This is a genomic window from Candidatus Binatia bacterium, assembly GCA_035631035.1.
Lineage (GTDB): Bacteria > Eisenbacteria > RBG-16-71-46 > SZUA-252 > SZUA-252 > DASQJL01.
Genome location: DASQJL010000020.1, coordinates 1 through 14,641 on the forward strand (window position 1 = coordinate 1; position 14,641 = coordinate 14,641).

Below are 14,641 nucleotides of genomic sequence, written 5' to 3' on the forward strand. Positions count from 1 at the left end.
CGCCGCGACGTCGCCGTGCCCAGGAGGACGCCGGGAACGGAGCCCAGCAGGACCCCTCCCGCCAGGACCACGTCCACGTGGCCGAGAAGGGCGTGGGTCGCGCCGCTCACGATCAGGGTCATCATGCCCGCGAGCAGGGCCACCGCGACGGCCCGATGCGCGTCCATCCGCAGCGGCCCGATGAGCGCCGAGACGAAGAGCGTTCCGGTGCCGATGCTCGTCATGCCCGCGATGAACCCGACCAGCGCCCCCACGATGCCGAGCTGCGCGCGCTTCGGGTCGGGCGCCGCTTCGTCCTCGACTCGAGTGCTCGTGGATCCGTCGGCTCCGCGCGGGACCGCCTGCGCCACCAGCACCAATCCGACGAGCAGGAGCACCACGGCCATGATGGGACGGAGCACGTCTCCGCCGATCAGGCTGCTCGCCCAGGCGCCGGCCATGGCCATCGGGATCGCGCCCAGCGCCATCGCGACGCCCAGCCGCCCTTCCCGGAACTGCCATCTCCGGCGCGCCAGAACGCCGAAGAGCTTCATCACGACCGCCTGAGCCGTGGCGGAGCCGACGATCAGCTTGGCATCGAGCGTCGGAAAAGCGACCAGGAGACCGGCCGCGATCACCGAGCCGGCCCCCACGCCGGTCAGGCCGACGAGCGTGCCCCCCACGAGCCCGACCAGGACCGCGGGCAGGAGCTGGATGGGTGCGGCTCCCAACTCCATCATTCTACGCTCTTTCCGCCCTGGCGCTCATCTCTTCCCCCTTCACTGCGACCCTCTCCAGGGCATGGGGGTCGGCATGGTCGGCTCCCGCCAGGCCCACGCCCGGATGTTTCGCCGATATCCGGCGCTCTCGAGCAGCGTGTCGTAGGAGAAGAGCGCGATCCCGTCCACGCCCATCATGCGCGCGCGGCGGATCTTCTCGGCGGCGTCGCGCGACCCCTCGTTGTAGACCGCGATTCCGGCCCAGACCTGGCGCTTCGTGGGGATCGATACGGCGGCGCCGATCTGCCGCGACACGGTGGCGGTGTTGGGGCTGTAGGCCATGGGGATCACCGCGTCGACGATCCCCTCCTCCAGCCAGCGGGGCCAGTCTTGGAGATACCGGTTCAGCGCCGCGTTCTGATCGGCGATCACCGCGGCCGTCAGCTTGATCGGCCGACCCAGGAGGTTCAGGTCCTGGCGCAGCGACCGGACCAGGTCGGTCACCTGGTCGCGCTTCCACTGAATCCATTTCAGCCGCAGGTCGGGGAGGCGGTCGGCGCCGATCACGGCGAGCGTCGTCGAGTCGGGGTCGTCGATCTGCAGCGGATCCACGCCGTACTGCCGCATGAACTCGGTCCGCGTGGCGCGGTCGTAGCCGACCATCGGCTCGGGGTAGCGCACGTAGTCGAGGTGAATGCCGTCCACGGCGTACCGCGTCGCGATCTCCTTCACGATGTCCCGGAGATGGCGCTTCACGTCCGGGTTCCCCGGCGAGAGATACATCCCCTCGATCTTCTCCTCCTGGAACTCCGCGGGAACCATCTCGACCAGCCGCGTGCCGTCGGCGCGGATCGAGATCCACTCCGGGTGCGCGTTCACGACGTGCTGCGGCGAGACCGGAGGCGCGCCCGCGGACCAGACGAGGTAGACGTTGATCCAGGCCTGCACTTCGAGGCCGGCCGCGTGCGCGCGCTGGACCATCCGGTCCAGGGGGTCGAATCCCGCGGGAGAGCCGCCCATCGATTCGCCCTGCGGCGCCAGGTCCGACTTGTAGAAGGCATCCCCGCGGCCGCGCACCTGGGCCAGGATGGTGTTGGCGTTCATCTCGGTCGCCACCTCGACCGCGCGGTCCACGCGCCCCGGCGTGGTCAGGGCGTGGCGGACGATCCAGATGGCGCGCGTTTCGAAGCCCGCGGGAGGTGCCGCGTGCGCGGCGGCCGCGAGGAGACCGGCGATCATCCCAATGAAAAGCGCCGACGCTCTTCGCGCCGGCGCTGCATGTCTCGCATTCACCCGACCGCCCCTGCCCGCCGTTTCCCGCATCACGGGCTCGCGGCGTTAATCCCCGCTCTTCCCCCGCTGACGCGCGCGCGCTCCGCCGTGCGGCCCCGACTTCGGCGCGCCGCCCTTCCGGCCCAGGCGATCGCCGCGCGAAGGCTTCGGGGCGCGCTCCTTGCGTGGAGCTTCCCCCTCGCCCGCGGGCGCGGCGCCCTTCTCGGCGGCCGGCGCTTCGGCGCCCTTCGCCTGCTTCCCGCCCTTTTTGCCCTTCTCCGCCGCGCGCTCGGCCTTGATCCGCTCCTCGGCCTCCTTGCGCAGGCGCTCCTTCAGCTCGGGCGACTTGACCAGCTCGAGCAGCGCGGTCTGTCCCGCGTCGCCCAGCCGGCGTCCGACCTTGATGATGCGCGTGTAGCCGCCGTTCCGGTCGGCATACCAGGGCGCCACCGTGTCGAACAGCTTCCGCACCACGTCGTCCCCGTGCACGAACCGGGAAACGTGGCGGCGCGCGGCGACGTCGCCGCGCTTGGCGAAGGTGATCATCCGCTCGGCCATCCGGCGGGCCTCTTTCGCCTTGGCGACCGTGGTCTCGATCCGCTCGTGCTGGATGAGCGACGTCGTCAGGTTGCGCAGGAGCGCCTTGCGGTGCTCGCGCGTGCGGCTCAGCTTGCGATGGTCTTTGCGATGACGCATTTGTAGGTCCTATTCGGTTGCGAGGCTAAAGAACTACAGTTCCGCGGGCTGCGGCCCGCGGATTAGGCAGCCTCAATCTTCTCGCCCAGCTTGTACTTCGACACGTCCATGCCGAAGCCAAGGTTCATGCTCTGGAGGATGTCCGCGATCTCCTTGAGCGACTTCCGCCCGAAGTTCCGGTACTTGAGCATCTCCCCCTCGGACTTCTGGACCAGGTCGCCGATGGTCTTGATGTTCGCGGCCTTCAGGCAGTTCGACGAGCGCACGGACAGCTCCAGCTCTTCCACGCTCCGCTCGAGCAGTGCCTTGATGCGCAGGAACTCCTCGTCGACCTCCTCCTCCTGCTCGACCTCGATCTCCTCCTCGAAGTGCACGAAGAGGGCGAAGTGATCCTTCAGGATCTTGGCGCCGTAGGCGAGCGCGTCCGAAGGGATCACGCTGCCGTCGGTCCAGATCTCCAGGGTGAGCTTGTCGTAGTCGATGCGCTGCCCGATCCGGGTGTTCTCCACCTCGAAGTTCACCTTGGTCACGGGCGAGTACATGGAGTCGGTGGGAAGCACGCCGATCGGCCGGTCCTGGTTGGCCTGGTTTTCGGCCGAGACGTACCCGCGTCCGGCGCCGATCTCGATCTCCCCGCGGAACTCGCCGTCCTTGTTCAGGGTGGCGATGTGCAGCTCGGGGTTCAGGATCTCGACGTCCGCGTCCACCTTGAGATCCGCCGCCGTCACCTCGGACTTGCCGCGCACCTCGATCATCCCCATCTTGGGCGCGTCGCCGTGCAGCTTGAAGCGGATCTGCTTCAGGTTCAGAAGGACTTCGGGGATGTCTTCCTTGACGCCCGGAAGGGTCGAGAACTCGTGCTGCACGCCTTCGATCTTGACGGCGGAGACCGCCGCGCCGGGCAAGGAGGACAGGAGCACGCGGCGAAGCGCGTTCCCCAGCGTCACACCGAAGCCGCGCTCGAGCGGCTCGATCCAGAACTTGCCGTAGCGATTGGTCGAGTTCTTGTCATCCATCTCGACGTTCTTGGGCATCTGAAGATTCTTCCACTTCATTGCTCTATCCTCCGGGGCCCGGGGGCTACTTCGAGTACAACTCGACGATGAGCGACTCGGAGATCTTGGTCGGAATGTTGCCACGCGTCGGGTACTCGAGCATCCGGCCCGACAACTTCTCGGCGTCCAGCGTCAGCCAGCTCAGCATGTCGCGCGACTTGTTCGCCTCCAGCGAGGACTGGATCGCGACCAGGTCCTTGCTCCCCTGGCGCACGCGGATCTCATCGCCCACGCGGACCGAGAAGGAGGGCACGTCCACCGTGCGGCCGTTCACCTCGATGTGGCGGTGGCGGACCAGCTGCCGGGCCGCCGTGCGCGACGGCGCAAAGCCCAGCCGGTAGACGAGATTGTCGAGACGCCGCTCCAACAGGAGGAGCAGGTTCTCGCCGGTGACGCCCTTCTGGCGCTCCGCCTTCTCGAAATAGTTGCGGAACTGCGCCTCGAGAATCCGGTAGATCCGCCGGGCCTTCTGCTTCATCCGGAGCTGCTGGCCGTAGTTCGTCTCCTTGGAGCGGCGGTCCTTGCCATGCTCCCCGGGAGCGTACGCGCGGCGCTCGATGGCGCACTTCTCCGTGTAGCAGCGGGACCCTTTCAGGAACAGCTTCTCACCTTCCCGGCGGCACTGCCGGCACTTGTCACCGTGATACGTCGCCATAGCGAAGCGGTACCTCCCGTTTAGACGCGCCGCCGCTTCGGCGGGCGACAACCGTTGTGCGGAATCGGGGTGACGTCCTTGATGGCCGAGATCTCGAGCCCGGCCGCCTGGAGCGACCGGATGGCCGCTTCACGGCCCGCGCCCGGTCCCTTCACCCAGACTTCCACCTTCTTCAGACCCAGCGAAACGGCTTCCTTGGTCGCGGACTCGGCCGCGATCTGCGCCGCGAAGGGGGTGCTCTTGCGCGACCCCTTGAACCCCACCTTGCCGGCGCTGGCCCAGGCCACGGTGTGGCCGTCCATGTCGGAGATGGTCACGATGGTGTTGTTGAACGTCGACTGGACGTGGGCGATGCCGTTGATGCCGACCTTGCGCTCACGCTTCTTCTTTGGTTTCGGGGTGGTGCTGGCTGCTTCGGCCACTCAGTTCTCCTTAGGCTGCCGGTTTCGCCGGTCCCGTGGGCTTCTTGGCGGCCACCGTCTTGCGCATGGCGCCCGCGGTCTTCTTCGGTCCCTTCCGCGTCCGCGCGTTCGTGCGGGTGCGCTGCCCGCGCGCGGGAAGGTTCTTGCGATGACGCAGGCCGCGGTAGCTGCCGATGTCCATGAGCCGCTTGATGGACATGGCGACCTCGCTCCGGCGCGCGCCCTCGACCTTGAACTGGGATTCGATCACCTGGCGGAGACGGCCCGTCTCCTCGTCGGTGAGGCTCTTCACGCGCGTGCCCGGATTCACGCCGGTGATGGCGAGAATCTTCCGCGCGGCGGAAGTCCCGATGCCGAAAATGTACGTCAGGCCGATGTCGATTCTCTTGTCGTTCGGGAGATCCACCCCCGCGATACGTGCCAACGCGTGCCTCCTCGTGATCCCGCGGCGCCCGGGCTAGCCCTGGCGCTGCTTGTGACGCGGGTTCTTGCAGATGATCCGGACGACGCCCTTCCGCCGGACGACCTTGCAGTTGTCACAAATCTTGGTGACCGATGCCTTGACCTTCATGACCGTTCCCTTCCGCGCGGCCGGCGCCGACGGGCCGCTATTTGTACCGGTAGACGATTCGGCCCCGCGACAGATCGTAGGGCGACAGCTCCACCGTCACCTTGTCCCCGGGCAGGATCTTGATGAAGTTCATCCGCATCTTGCCCGAGATGTGCGCCAGGACGCGGTGGCCGTTCTCCAGCTCCACCCGGAACATCGCGTTCGGGAGGGGCTCGACGACCGTCCCTTCGACCTGGACTCCTTCTTCCTTCGGCATCTAGTCCGCCTCGATCTTGGAGAGGATGATCGGACCGTCCTCCCCGATGGCGACCGTGTGCTCGAAGTGCGCCGACAGGCTTCGGTCCGCGCTCACCACCGTCCATTGATCAGCCAGCGTGACCACGTCCGCACCGCCGAGGTTCACCATCGGCTCGATGGCGAGCACCATCCCGGTCCGAAGCCTGGGCCCCTCGCCGGGACGACCGTAGTTCGGGACCTGCGGTTCCTCGTGCAGCTCCCGTCCCACACCGTGCCCCACCAGGGCCCGCACCACGCTGTAGCCGCTCCGCTTCACCTCGCGCTCGATGGCCGAGGAGATGTCCGAAACGCGCCCCCCGGGCCGCGCCTGTTCGATGCCTTCGTAGAGCGAGCGTTCCGTCGCCTCGAGCAGGCGCTGCGCTTCGTCGCTGATCGCGCCAACGGCGAAGGTCCGCGCGGCGTCGCCGTAGAACCCCGCCTTCTTCACGCCGATATCCAGGGAAAGCACGTCGCCTTCCTTCACCGCGCGCTTCCCGCTCGGGATTCCGTGAACGACCTCCTCGTTGATCGAGGCGCAGATGCTGGCCGGGTACCCGCGGTACCCCTTGAACGCCGGCTCGCCACCCTGGCTGCGGATGTAGTCCTCGGCGATCCGGTCCAGCTCCTGCGTCGTGATGCCGGGCCGCACCTCTTTGCTAAGGACCAGGAGGCACCGCCCGACGATCTGGGCGCTCTCCCGGATGCGTTCCGTCTCTTCCGGAGTGTTGATCCGGATGCGCTCGGCCATCGTCGCGCCGCTCAGGCGGCGACCTTTCCCAGGGCGCGCTGCACCCCCTCGTAGACCTGGTCGGGCGAGCCGGACGCGTCCACGTTCCGGAGCGCGCCGAGCCGCTCGTAGTAGACCACGAGCGGAGCGGTCTCCCGCTCGTACACCTCGAGCCGCGCCCGCACCGTCTCCGGCCGGTCGTCGGCGCGCTGCACGAGCCTCGAGCCGCACACGTCGCACACCCCCTCGGCCTTGGGCGGCAGCGTCGCCGTGTTGTAGATGGCGCCGCAACCGGGGCACAGCCAGCGATCGTTCAGCCGGCGCACCACCGTCTCGGCCGGGACCACCAGGTTCACGACCCGGTCGACGCGCTGGTTGCCCAGGAGCGCCGCGAGCCCGTCGGCCTGCGCGGTGGTCCGCGGAAAGCCGTCGAGCACGAAGCCGTTCGCCGCGTCCTTCTGGGCCAGCCGCGTCTCGATGATGCCGAGGACGGTGGCGTCGGCGACCAGCCGCCCCGCCTTCACGTCCTCCTGCGCCGCCTGCCCCAGCCGCGTCCCCTCGGCGATCGCCTCGCGGAGGATGTCCCCCGTGGCGATCAGCGGCACGCCCAGCGATGCGGCCAGCCGCTTGCCATGCGTTCCCTTGCCGCTCCCCGGAGGACCGAGGAGCACCACCCTCATCGACGACCCCGCAGCCGCCCCGACGTCACGAACCCTTCGTAGTGCCGCATGATGAGGTGCGACTCGACCTGCTGCAGCGTGTCGAGCGCCACGCCCACCACGATCAGCACGCTGGTGCCGCCGAAGTAGAAGGGCACGTTGAAGCGCCGGATCAGGATGTCCGGCAGCACCGCGATCAGCGCGAGGAAGATCGCGCCGGGCAGCGTGATGCGGGACAGGATCCGGTCGATGTATTCGGACGTCTTGCGGCCCGGCCGGATTCCCGGGATGAAGCCGCCGTATTTCTTCATGTTGTCCGCCATGTCGGTCGGGTTCAGGACGATGGCGGTGTAGAAGTAGGTGAAGAAGATGATCGTGAGCGAGTAGAGGATCACGTAGACCCACGTGCCGTGCGAGAACCACCCCGCCACGGCCTGGAGCGCCGCGTTCCCCGGCGCGTACAGCGCCAGCGTGCTCGGCAGCATGATCAACGACTGCGCGAAGATGATCGGGATCACGCCCGCCGTGTTCACGCGGAGCGGGATGTGCGTGCTCTGCCCGCCGTACATCTTCCGTCCGACCACCCGCTTGGCGTACTGGACCGGGATCTTCCGCTGCGCCTGGGTCATCGCCACGACCGACGCGATCACCGCCACCATCACCGCGACGATGATGATCGCGAGCCAGGGGGAGAGCGTTCCCGCCTTGAGCGCGCGGACCGAGTTCACGATGTCGTTCGGGAAGCGGGCCACGATCCCGATGAAGATGATGAGCGAGATCCCGTTGCCGATCCCCCGCTCCGTGATCTGCTCGCCCAGCCACATGATGAGGATGGTCCCCGCGGTCTGCGTGATCATCGTCATCATCCGGAAGCCCATGCCGGGGTGCGGCACGACCGAGCCGCCGCCCATCGACTCGAGGAAGCGGGCGAAGGCGAACGACTGCGCCGCCGCCAGCACCACCGTGCCGACACGCGTGTACTGCGTGATCTTCTTCCGCCCCTCTTCGCCTTCCTTCTGCAGCTTCTCGAAGTACGGCACCACCGCGCCGAGGAGCTGCATGATGATCGAGACCGAGATGTACGGCATGATCCCCAGCGCGAACACCGTCGCCTTGGCGAACGAGCCGCCCACGAACAGGTCGTACAGGCCGAACAGGCTGTTGGCCTGGCTGGCGAAGGCCGCCACGAGGGCCTCGCTGTTCACGCCCGGGGTCGGGATGTGCCCGCCGAACCGGTAGACGCAGAGCAGCGCGATCGTGAAGAGGAGGCGGCGCTTGAGCTCCGGAATCCGGAAGACGTTCTGCGCCTTTTCGAGCATCGACACCGTCTAGGCCCTCACCTTGCCTGGTCCCTTGTTCCCTTTGGTTCCCTTGTTCCCCTTGCTGCCGTGCGACGCACGCCCGCTCGCGCGGGCCGCCTCGCGGCCGCCCTTCGCCTCGGCGCGCGCCGGCTTCTTCACGCCGCGCGGACGCGGCGCCTTCTTCTCGGGAAGCGTGATGCTGCCGCCGGCGGCCTCGATCTTCTCCCGGGCCGAACCGCTCACCGCGTCCACCGCGACCGTGAGCTTGAGCGACAGATCGCCCGAGCCCAGGATCTTCACCGGGAGGTCGGAGCGATCGATCAGGCGCTTCGCTTTCAGGGTCTCGCGGTTCACCGTCTCGCCCGCGGCGAAGCGCCCGAGGCTCTCCACGTTCACCACCTGGTGCGGCACGCGGTGGATGTTCGTGAAGCCGACCTTCGGGAGGCGGCGCTGGATCGGCATCTGGCCGCCCTCGAACCAGCGCGCCACGTTGCCGCTCTTGCGCGCCCGCTGCCCCTTGTGCCCGCGTCCGGCCGTGCCGCCCAGGCCCGACGCCGGGCCGAGGCCGCGCCGCTTCCGGCGGTGCGTCGCGCCCTTCGCGGGCTTCAGGTTGCCGATGCGGAGGGCGCCCCTTCCGTCGGCTCTGGTTGTGGACGCCATTACCGTCCGCCTTTCGTCTGGGCCGAGCCGTCGTGCGGCTCGACGCGAAGCAGATAGTCCACCGCCGCGATCATGCCTCGGATCTGCGGCGTGTCGTTGTGGATGACCGTGTCGTGCGGATGCCGGAGCCCCAGCGCGACCAGCGTGCGCTTGTGGGTCTTCAGGCACCGGATCTTGCTCTTCACCTGCGTGATCTTAAGCTGTGCCATTGCCGTCCATGCCCTTGCGCCGAATGCCCAACAGCTCGTCCACCGTCTTTCCGCGCATGCCGGCCACCTCGCTGGCACGGCGGAGCGACTGCAGTCCCACGACCGTCGCCCGCACCACGTTGTGCGGGTTGCCCGAACCCAGCGACTTCGTGAGGATGTCCTGGATGCCGGCCGCCTCGAGCACGGCGCGGATCGCGCCGCCCGCGATGACCCCGGTTCCCGCCGTCGCCGGCTTCATGAGCACCCGGCCCGCGCCGAAATGGCCGATCACCTCGTGAGGGATCGTCGTCCGGATCATCGGCACCTCGAACATCCGCTTCTTCGCGCCCTCGCCGGCCTTCCGGATGGCGTCGGAGACCTCGTTGGCCTTCCCCAGACCGACCCCCACCTTCCCCTTGCCGTCGCCCACGGCCACGATGGCGTTGAAGCTGAACCGCCGTCCGCCCTTCACGACCTTGGCGACGCGATTCACGTGGATGACGCGCTCGATGAACTCGGAATCGGTCTGCTGCGGGCCTCGGCCCCGCATTCCACCTGGATGGGCCATGATTCTCCTAGAAGTTGAGGCCGCCCTCGCGGGCGCCGTCCGCGACCGCTTTGACGCGGCCGTGGTAAAGGTATCCACCGCGGTCGAAGCAGACGCGCAGGATGCCCTTTTCCTTGGCCATCGCCGCGACGTGCTTGCCCACCGCCTTGCCGGCGCCGACCTTTCCCTTGGCGGACTTCACCAGCTCCGCCACCGCGCCATCGCGCGAGGAGGCCGCGAGCAGCGTGCGGCCGTTCAGGTCGTCCACCAGCTGGACGTAGATGTGATTCAGGCTGCGGTACACGGTGAGGCGCGGCCGCTCGGCCGTGCCGGTCACCTTGCGCCGGATCCTGAGATGGCGGCGCTTCCGCCCTTCGAGTCTCGCTTTGCCCTTCATCGTTCCGTTCCGCTCCCGTGAGCCGGCTTACGCCGACTTCCCGCCGGCAGCCTTGCCCGCCTTGCGACGGATGTACTCGCCCGCGTACTTGATCCCCTTGCCCTTGTACGGCTCCGGCGGACGGTAGCCGCGGATGTTCGCCGCGACCTGTCCCACCAGGCCCTTGTCGAAGCCGCTCACGTGAAGCCGCGTCGGGTTCTCCACCGTGATGGAGATGCCGGCCGGCGGCTCGAACTCGACCGGATGGCTGAAGCCGATCTGCAGCGTCAGCTTCTTCCCGGTCATCGCAGCGCGGTAGCCGGTGCCCGTGATCTCGAGCGTCTTCGTGAAGCCCTGCGTCACTCCGTGGATCATGTTCGCCAGGATGGCGCGCGTGGTCCCGTGCATCGCGAGGGCCTGCTTGCCGCCCCCGACCTGGGCCACCACGACTTCCTGCGGCTCCACGGTCACGTCCACGCCGTGGCCGAGCGCGAAGAGCATCTCGCCCTTCGGCCCCTTGACCTTGATCGAGCGCCCGTCCCGCGCCACGGTGACGCCGGAGGGGATCGGGATCGGTTTCTTTCCTACGCGCGACGGCATGACGGGCTCCTTACCAGACGCGACAGAGGTACTCGCCGCCGAGCCCCTCTTCGCGCGCCTCGAGATCGGTCATGATCCCCGACGGGGTCGAGATGAGCGCCGTGCCGAGCCCGCCCTGCACCTTGGGAATCTGGTGACGGCGGACGTACACGCGGCGCCCCGGCTTGGAGACACGCTCCAGCCCCTGCAGCACCGGCCGCTCCTTCGCGTCGTACTTGAGATAGATGCGAAGGACGCCCTGCCGCTTGTCGTCCATCGTCTTGTAGTTGTTGATGTACTTCTCGCGCAGGAGCACCCGCACGATTTCGGCCTTCACGTTCGAGGCCGGAACGTCGCACTTCTTGTGCTTCGCCTTGCAGGCGTTGCGGATGCTGGTCAGCAGATCCGCGATCGGATCGGTAACGGACATAATCTCCCTTCGTGCGCTACGGGGTATTACCCGGCGACCGGGACTACCAGCTCGCCTTCACCACGCCCGGAATCTGGCCGAGCAGCGCCAGCTCCCGGAAGCAGATCCGGCAGATGCCGAAGTCCCGGAGAAACGCCCGGGAACGGCCGCAACGGTGGCAGCGGTTGTACTTCCGCACCTTGAATTTGGGCTCCCGCTTCCATTTCTCGACCAGCGACTTCTTGGCCAAAACGACTCCTCCTGACGCGAGTGCGCCTAGCGCTGACGGAAGGGCATGTTCATGAGCCGCAAGAGCTCCTGCCCCTCTTCGTCGTTCCGCGCCGACGTGACGAACGTGATGTCCATGCCCCGGACCTTCTCGACTCGGTCGTAGTTGATCTCGGGGAAGATGATCTGTTCCGTCACGCCCAGCGTGTAGTTGCCCCGGCCGTCGAAGGAGCGCGCCGGGACCCCGCGGAAGTCGCGGATTCGCGGCAACGCCACGTTCACCAGCCGGTCGTAGAACTCGTACATCCGCGCGCCGCGCAGCGTGACCATGCAGCCGATCGGCTGCCCCTCGCGCAGCTTGAAGTTGGCGATCGACTTCTTCGCCTTCCGCACCGAGGGACGCTGCCCGGTGATCTGGGCCAGCTCGGCCACCGCGGCGTCGAGCATCTTGATGTTGGCGAGCGCGTCGCCCACGCCCATGTTCACGACGATCTTGCGGAGCCGCGGCGCCTGCATCGGGTTGGCGAAGGAGAAGCGCTTCATCAGCTCGGGGAGCACCGCCTTCTCATAGTGCTCTTTGAGCCGGGGGACGCGCGCCGGGGCCTCGGCTTCGCCGATGGCCGCGGCCGGACCGCCCGCTTCCTTGCCCTTCTTCTCCTTCTTCTTGCCGCCGCCGACCGCCTGCTTGGCGTCGCCGCCCTTGCCCTTGCCGCCGCCTTCGCCCTTCGGCTTGGCTTCCTTCTTCTTTTCGTCCTTCTCGTCGGCCATTACTGAGCTCTCGCAATCGTCTCGCCGCAGCGGCCGCAGAAGCGCTCGCGCTTCCCGTCCGTGTCCGGCTTGACCGTGACCCGCACCCCCTGCTGACACTTGGGGCAGAGGTGCATGACGTTCGACACGTGGATCGGCGCCTCGCGCTCGAGGATGCCGCCCTGCCGGCCGGTGCCCCGCGGCTTGGTGTGGCGCTTGATGAAGTTCACCTTCTCGACGATGACGCGATTCTTGTCGCGCAGCACCTTGAGGATGCGGCCCGACTTGCCCCGGTCGTCGCCGGAGATCACGACCACCTGGTCGTTCTTGCGGAAATTCGGCATCTTGGTCGGCGTTTTCATGTCAGATCACCTCAGGGGCCAGGGAGACGATCTTCATGAACTCCCGCTCCCGAAGCTCCCGCGCCACGGGGCCGAAGATACGCGTCCCCTTGGGCTCTTTCTGGTCGTCGATCAGCACCGCCGCGTTCTGATCGAAACGGATGTAGGAGCCGTCCTTGCGGCGGACCTCCTTGCGCGTCCGGATCAGCACGGCCTTGTGCACGTCACCCTTCTTCACGGCCGCGCCCGGGAGCGCGTCCTGGATGGAGACCACGATGACGTCCCCGAGCATGCCGTAGCGCTTGCGGGTGCCGCCCAGGACCTTCACGACCCGCGCGACCCGCGCGCCCGAGTTGTCCGATATGGCGATGATGCTCCGTGGCTGTACCATGGCTCCTTCCGGCTCCTCCCGTCCCTCAGCGCTCGACGCGCTGCACGAAATCGACGAGACGCCAGCGCTTGTCCTTGCTCAGCGGGCGCGTCTCCATGAAGCGGATCACGTCGCCCACCTTGCACTCGTTCTTCTCGTCGTGAACCTTGAACCGGCTGCGGCGCCGGACGTACTTGCCGTACTCCTCGTGCTTCACCAGCCGCTCGATGGTGACCACCACCGTCTTCTGCATCGCGTCGCTCACGACGCGGCCGGTCATGAACTTCCGCCGTCCCCGCTCGGTGCTCGCAGCTTCCATCACGACTTCTTCGCCTTTCTCTTAGCGGCCGGCTTCGACTTGGCCTTGGCCTTGGACGCGCTCGGCCGGGACTTCGCGGCCGCCTTCTTGGGCTTCGCCTTCGCCGTCTTCTTCTTCGCGCCCGCGCGCGCCTTGGGCGCGGCCGGCGCGGTGCCCGGCGCTTCGCTCGGCGCGGTGCGGGCGCCCGCGGGCGCCGGCGTTCCGGCCGCGGCGTGTCCCGCCAGCGGGCGGAGGCCGCTCTTGTGCTCGGCGAGCACCGTGTGCATCCGCGCCACGTCGCGCTTCTTCTCGCGCAGGAGCAGCGGATTCTGGAGCTGGCGCATCTGGTTCCGGAAACGAAGGTGGAACAGCTCCTCCTTCAGCTCGCGGATCTTCGTGAGGATCTCGTCCTCCGTCATCTCCCGGATCTTCTCGGCCTTCAGATCGCGCATCTCAGCTCCCCGCTCCCGTCTGCCGCTCGACGAACTTCGTCTTGATCGGCAGCTTGCTCGCGCCCAGCTTCATCGCCTCGCGGGCCAGCCGCTCCTCGATGCCTTCCAGCTCGAAGAGGACCCGCCCCGGCTTCACCACGGCCACCCAGAACTCGGGCGAGCCCTTTCCTTTTCCCATTCGGGTCTCGGCCGGCTTCACCGTGACCGGCTTGTCCGGGAAGATCCGGATCCACATCTTCCCGCCGCGCTTGATGTAGCGCGTGATGGCGACGCGCGCCGCCTCGATCTGGCGGTTCGTGATCCACGCGGCTTCCATCGCCTGGAGGCCGAACTCGCCGAACGCCACGGTGCCGCCCGTGTAGGCTTTGCCCTTGCGGCGGCCCCGCATCTGCTTCCGGTGCTTGACCCGCTTTGGTACGAGCATCGATCGACCCCGTTACGCGGTCCGGGCCGGAGTCGCCGGGGCCGCTTCGCCCGGCTCCTTCCGTTCCAGGATCTCGCCCTTGAAGATCCACACCTTCACGCCCACCGCGCCGTAGATCGTCCGCGCCGTCGCGCGCGCGAAGTCGATGTCGGCGCGCAGCGTGTGGAGCGGAACCCGCCCGTCGCGATAGCTCTCGGTGCGGGCCATTTCGGCCCCGCCCAGCCGTCCCGAGCAGACGATGCGGACGCCGCCGGCGCCCGAGCGCATGGTCGAGGCGATCGCCTTCTTCATGGCGCGGCGGAAGGAGACGCGCTGCTCGAGCTGCCGGGCCACGTGCTCTCCGACCAGGGTCGCGTCCATGTCCGGCTTCTTCACCTCGTCGATGTTCAGGAAGATCTCCTTCTTCATCGTGAGGTGCTGGAGCTCGTCCCGAAGCTGATCCACCTGCTGGCCGCGCCGCCCGATCACCAGACCGGGGCGCGCCGTGGAGATGTTGATCGTCACCTTGGAGGCGGTCCGCTGGATCGCGATCCGCGAGATCCCCGCCTGCGAGAGGCGCTTCTTCAGATAGCGCCGGATCACGATGTCTTCCTTGAGCAGCGCGGGATAGTCCTTGCGCGCGAACCACCGCGAATCCCACGTGCGGATGATCCCGAGACGCATCCCGATCGGATTGGTTTTCTGACCCAC

At 67.7% G+C, this 14,641-nt stretch carries 26 protein-coding genes; all 26 read right to left on the reverse strand.

From position 1 onward, the window contains the following. On the reverse strand, nucleotides 1-710 hold a 710-nt coding region (locus VE326_01985), incomplete at its 3' end, for a sulfite exporter TauE/SafE family protein (protein HYJ31966.1). A gap of 48 nt (nucleotides 711-758) precedes the next feature. Further along, nucleotides 759-1,937: a family 10 glycosylhydrolase gene (locus VE326_01990; GenBank protein ID HYJ31967.1), complete on the reverse strand. Its 1,179-nt coding sequence runs from the start codon at nucleotides 1,935-1,937 to the stop codon at nucleotides 759-761. 99 nt (nucleotides 1,938-2,036) lie between these two features. Next, a complete protein-coding gene (gene rplQ / locus VE326_01995) occupies nucleotides 2,037-2,666 on the reverse strand; it encodes a 50S ribosomal protein L17 (protein ID HYJ31968.1) in 630 nt (209 codons plus the stop codon). A 62-nt stretch (nucleotides 2,667-2,728) separates the two neighbouring features. Further along, nucleotides 2,729-3,721 carry a DNA-directed RNA polymerase subunit alpha gene (locus VE326_02000; GenBank protein HYJ31969.1) on the reverse strand — a complete coding sequence of 331 codons (993 nt, stop codon included), beginning with the start codon at nucleotides 3,719-3,721 and terminating at the stop codon, nucleotides 2,729-2,731. A gap of 25 nt (nucleotides 3,722-3,746) precedes the next feature. Continuing rightward, the gene (gene rpsD / locus VE326_02005; protein HYJ31970.1) at nucleotides 3,747-4,376 is read right to left on the reverse strand and encodes a 30S ribosomal protein S4; all 630 of its coding nucleotides are present in this window, start codon (nucleotides 4,374-4,376) and stop codon (nucleotides 3,747-3,749) included. Nucleotides 4,377-4,396: 20 nt separating this feature from the next. Continuing rightward, a complete protein-coding gene (rpsK, locus tag VE326_02010) occupies nucleotides 4,397-4,798 on the reverse strand; it encodes a 30S ribosomal protein S11 (GenBank protein HYJ31971.1) in 402 nt (133 codons plus the stop codon). Between the two features lie 10 nt (nucleotides 4,799-4,808). Then, on the reverse strand, nucleotides 4,809-5,222 hold the full coding sequence (gene rpsM / locus VE326_02015) for a 30S ribosomal protein S13 (protein ID HYJ31972.1): 414 nt from the start codon (nucleotides 5,220-5,222) through the stop codon (nucleotides 4,809-4,811). A 33-nt stretch (nucleotides 5,223-5,255) separates the two neighbouring features. Continuing rightward, nucleotides 5,256-5,369 carry a 50S ribosomal protein L36 gene (gene rpmJ / locus VE326_02020; protein ID HYJ31973.1) on the reverse strand — a complete coding sequence of 38 codons (114 nt, stop codon included), beginning with the start codon at nucleotides 5,367-5,369 and terminating at the stop codon, nucleotides 5,256-5,258. Nucleotides 5,370-5,406: 37 nt separating this feature from the next. Next, nucleotides 5,407-5,625: a translation initiation factor IF-1 gene (gene infA, locus VE326_02025; protein ID HYJ31974.1), complete on the reverse strand. Its 219-nt coding sequence runs from the start codon at nucleotides 5,623-5,625 to the stop codon at nucleotides 5,407-5,409. Continuing rightward, on the reverse strand, nucleotides 5,626-6,393 hold the full coding sequence (gene map / locus VE326_02030; GenBank protein HYJ31975.1) for a type I methionyl aminopeptidase: 768 nt from the start codon (nucleotides 6,391-6,393) through the stop codon (nucleotides 5,626-5,628). Between the two features lie 11 nt (nucleotides 6,394-6,404). Further along, nucleotides 6,405-7,052, reverse strand: a complete 648-nt coding sequence (locus VE326_02035; protein ID HYJ31976.1) for an adenylate kinase — start codon at nucleotides 7,050-7,052, stop codon at nucleotides 6,405-6,407. Continuing rightward, nucleotides 7,049-8,350, reverse strand: coding sequence for a preprotein translocase subunit SecY (secY, locus tag VE326_02040; GenBank protein HYJ31977.1), 1,302 nt, complete (start codon nucleotides 8,348-8,350; stop codon nucleotides 7,049-7,051). Before secY ends, VE326_02035 begins: the two co-directional genes overlap by 4 nt. Nucleotides 8,351-8,359: 9 nt before the next feature. Then, a complete protein-coding gene (gene rplO, locus VE326_02045; GenBank protein ID HYJ31978.1) occupies nucleotides 8,360-8,992 on the reverse strand; it encodes a 50S ribosomal protein L15 in 633 nt (210 codons plus the stop codon). Next, complete coding sequence (gene rpmD / locus VE326_02050; protein HYJ31979.1) at nucleotides 8,992-9,201, reverse strand: 50S ribosomal protein L30; 210 nt, start codon at nucleotides 9,199-9,201, stop codon at nucleotides 8,992-8,994. Before rpmD ends, rplO begins: the two co-directional genes overlap by 1 nt. Beyond that, entirely contained in the window at nucleotides 9,188-9,730 is a 543-nt protein-coding gene (gene rpsE / locus VE326_02055) for a 30S ribosomal protein S5 (protein HYJ31980.1), read from the reverse strand. Before rpsE ends, rpmD begins: the two co-directional genes overlap by 14 nt. Nucleotides 9,731-9,755: 25 nt before the next feature. Next, a complete protein-coding gene (gene rplR / locus VE326_02060; protein HYJ31981.1) occupies nucleotides 9,756-10,124 on the reverse strand; it encodes a 50S ribosomal protein L18 in 369 nt (122 codons plus the stop codon). A 27-nt stretch (nucleotides 10,125-10,151) separates the two neighbouring features. Next, a complete protein-coding gene (gene rplF, locus VE326_02065) occupies nucleotides 10,152-10,703 on the reverse strand; it encodes a 50S ribosomal protein L6 (protein HYJ31982.1) in 552 nt (183 codons plus the stop codon). Nucleotides 10,704-10,713: 10 nt separating this feature from the next. Further along, nucleotides 10,714-11,112: a 30S ribosomal protein S8 gene (gene rpsH / locus VE326_02070; GenBank protein ID HYJ31983.1), complete on the reverse strand. Its 399-nt coding sequence runs from the start codon at nucleotides 11,110-11,112 to the stop codon at nucleotides 10,714-10,716. Nucleotides 11,113-11,155: 43 nt separating this feature from the next. Then, nucleotides 11,156-11,341, reverse strand: a complete 186-nt coding sequence (locus VE326_02075) for a type Z 30S ribosomal protein S14 (protein HYJ31984.1) — start codon at nucleotides 11,339-11,341, stop codon at nucleotides 11,156-11,158. 26 nt (nucleotides 11,342-11,367) lie between these two features. Beyond that, the gene (rplE, locus tag VE326_02080) at nucleotides 11,368-11,937 is read right to left on the reverse strand and encodes a 50S ribosomal protein L5 (protein HYJ31985.1); all 570 of its coding nucleotides are present in this window, start codon (nucleotides 11,935-11,937) and stop codon (nucleotides 11,368-11,370) included. 149 nt (nucleotides 11,938-12,086) lie between these two features. After that, a complete protein-coding gene (rplX, locus tag VE326_02085; GenBank protein HYJ31986.1) occupies nucleotides 12,087-12,428 on the reverse strand; it encodes a 50S ribosomal protein L24 in 342 nt (113 codons plus the stop codon). Nucleotide 12,429: 1 nt separating this feature from the next. Continuing rightward, a complete protein-coding gene (gene rplN, locus VE326_02090) occupies nucleotides 12,430-12,798 on the reverse strand; it encodes a 50S ribosomal protein L14 (GenBank protein HYJ31987.1) in 369 nt (122 codons plus the stop codon). 25 nt (nucleotides 12,799-12,823) lie between these two features. Next, nucleotides 12,824-13,096: a 30S ribosomal protein S17 gene (gene rpsQ / locus VE326_02095; protein HYJ31988.1), complete on the reverse strand. Its 273-nt coding sequence runs from the start codon at nucleotides 13,094-13,096 to the stop codon at nucleotides 12,824-12,826. Next, on the reverse strand, nucleotides 13,096-13,527 hold the full coding sequence (rpmC, locus tag VE326_02100) for a 50S ribosomal protein L29 (protein ID HYJ31989.1): 432 nt from the start codon (nucleotides 13,525-13,527) through the stop codon (nucleotides 13,096-13,098). The genes rpsQ and rpmC overlap by 1 nt, the downstream gene beginning before the upstream one ends. 1 nt (nucleotide 13,528) lies before the next feature. Beyond that, nucleotides 13,529-13,951: a 50S ribosomal protein L16 gene (gene rplP / locus VE326_02105; protein ID HYJ31990.1), complete on the reverse strand. Its 423-nt coding sequence runs from the start codon at nucleotides 13,949-13,951 to the stop codon at nucleotides 13,529-13,531. 12 nt (nucleotides 13,952-13,963) lie between these two features. Continuing rightward, the gene (gene rpsC / locus VE326_02110; protein HYJ31991.1) at nucleotides 13,964-14,641 is read right to left on the reverse strand and encodes a 30S ribosomal protein S3; all 678 of its coding nucleotides are present in this window, start codon (nucleotides 14,639-14,641) and stop codon (nucleotides 13,964-13,966) included.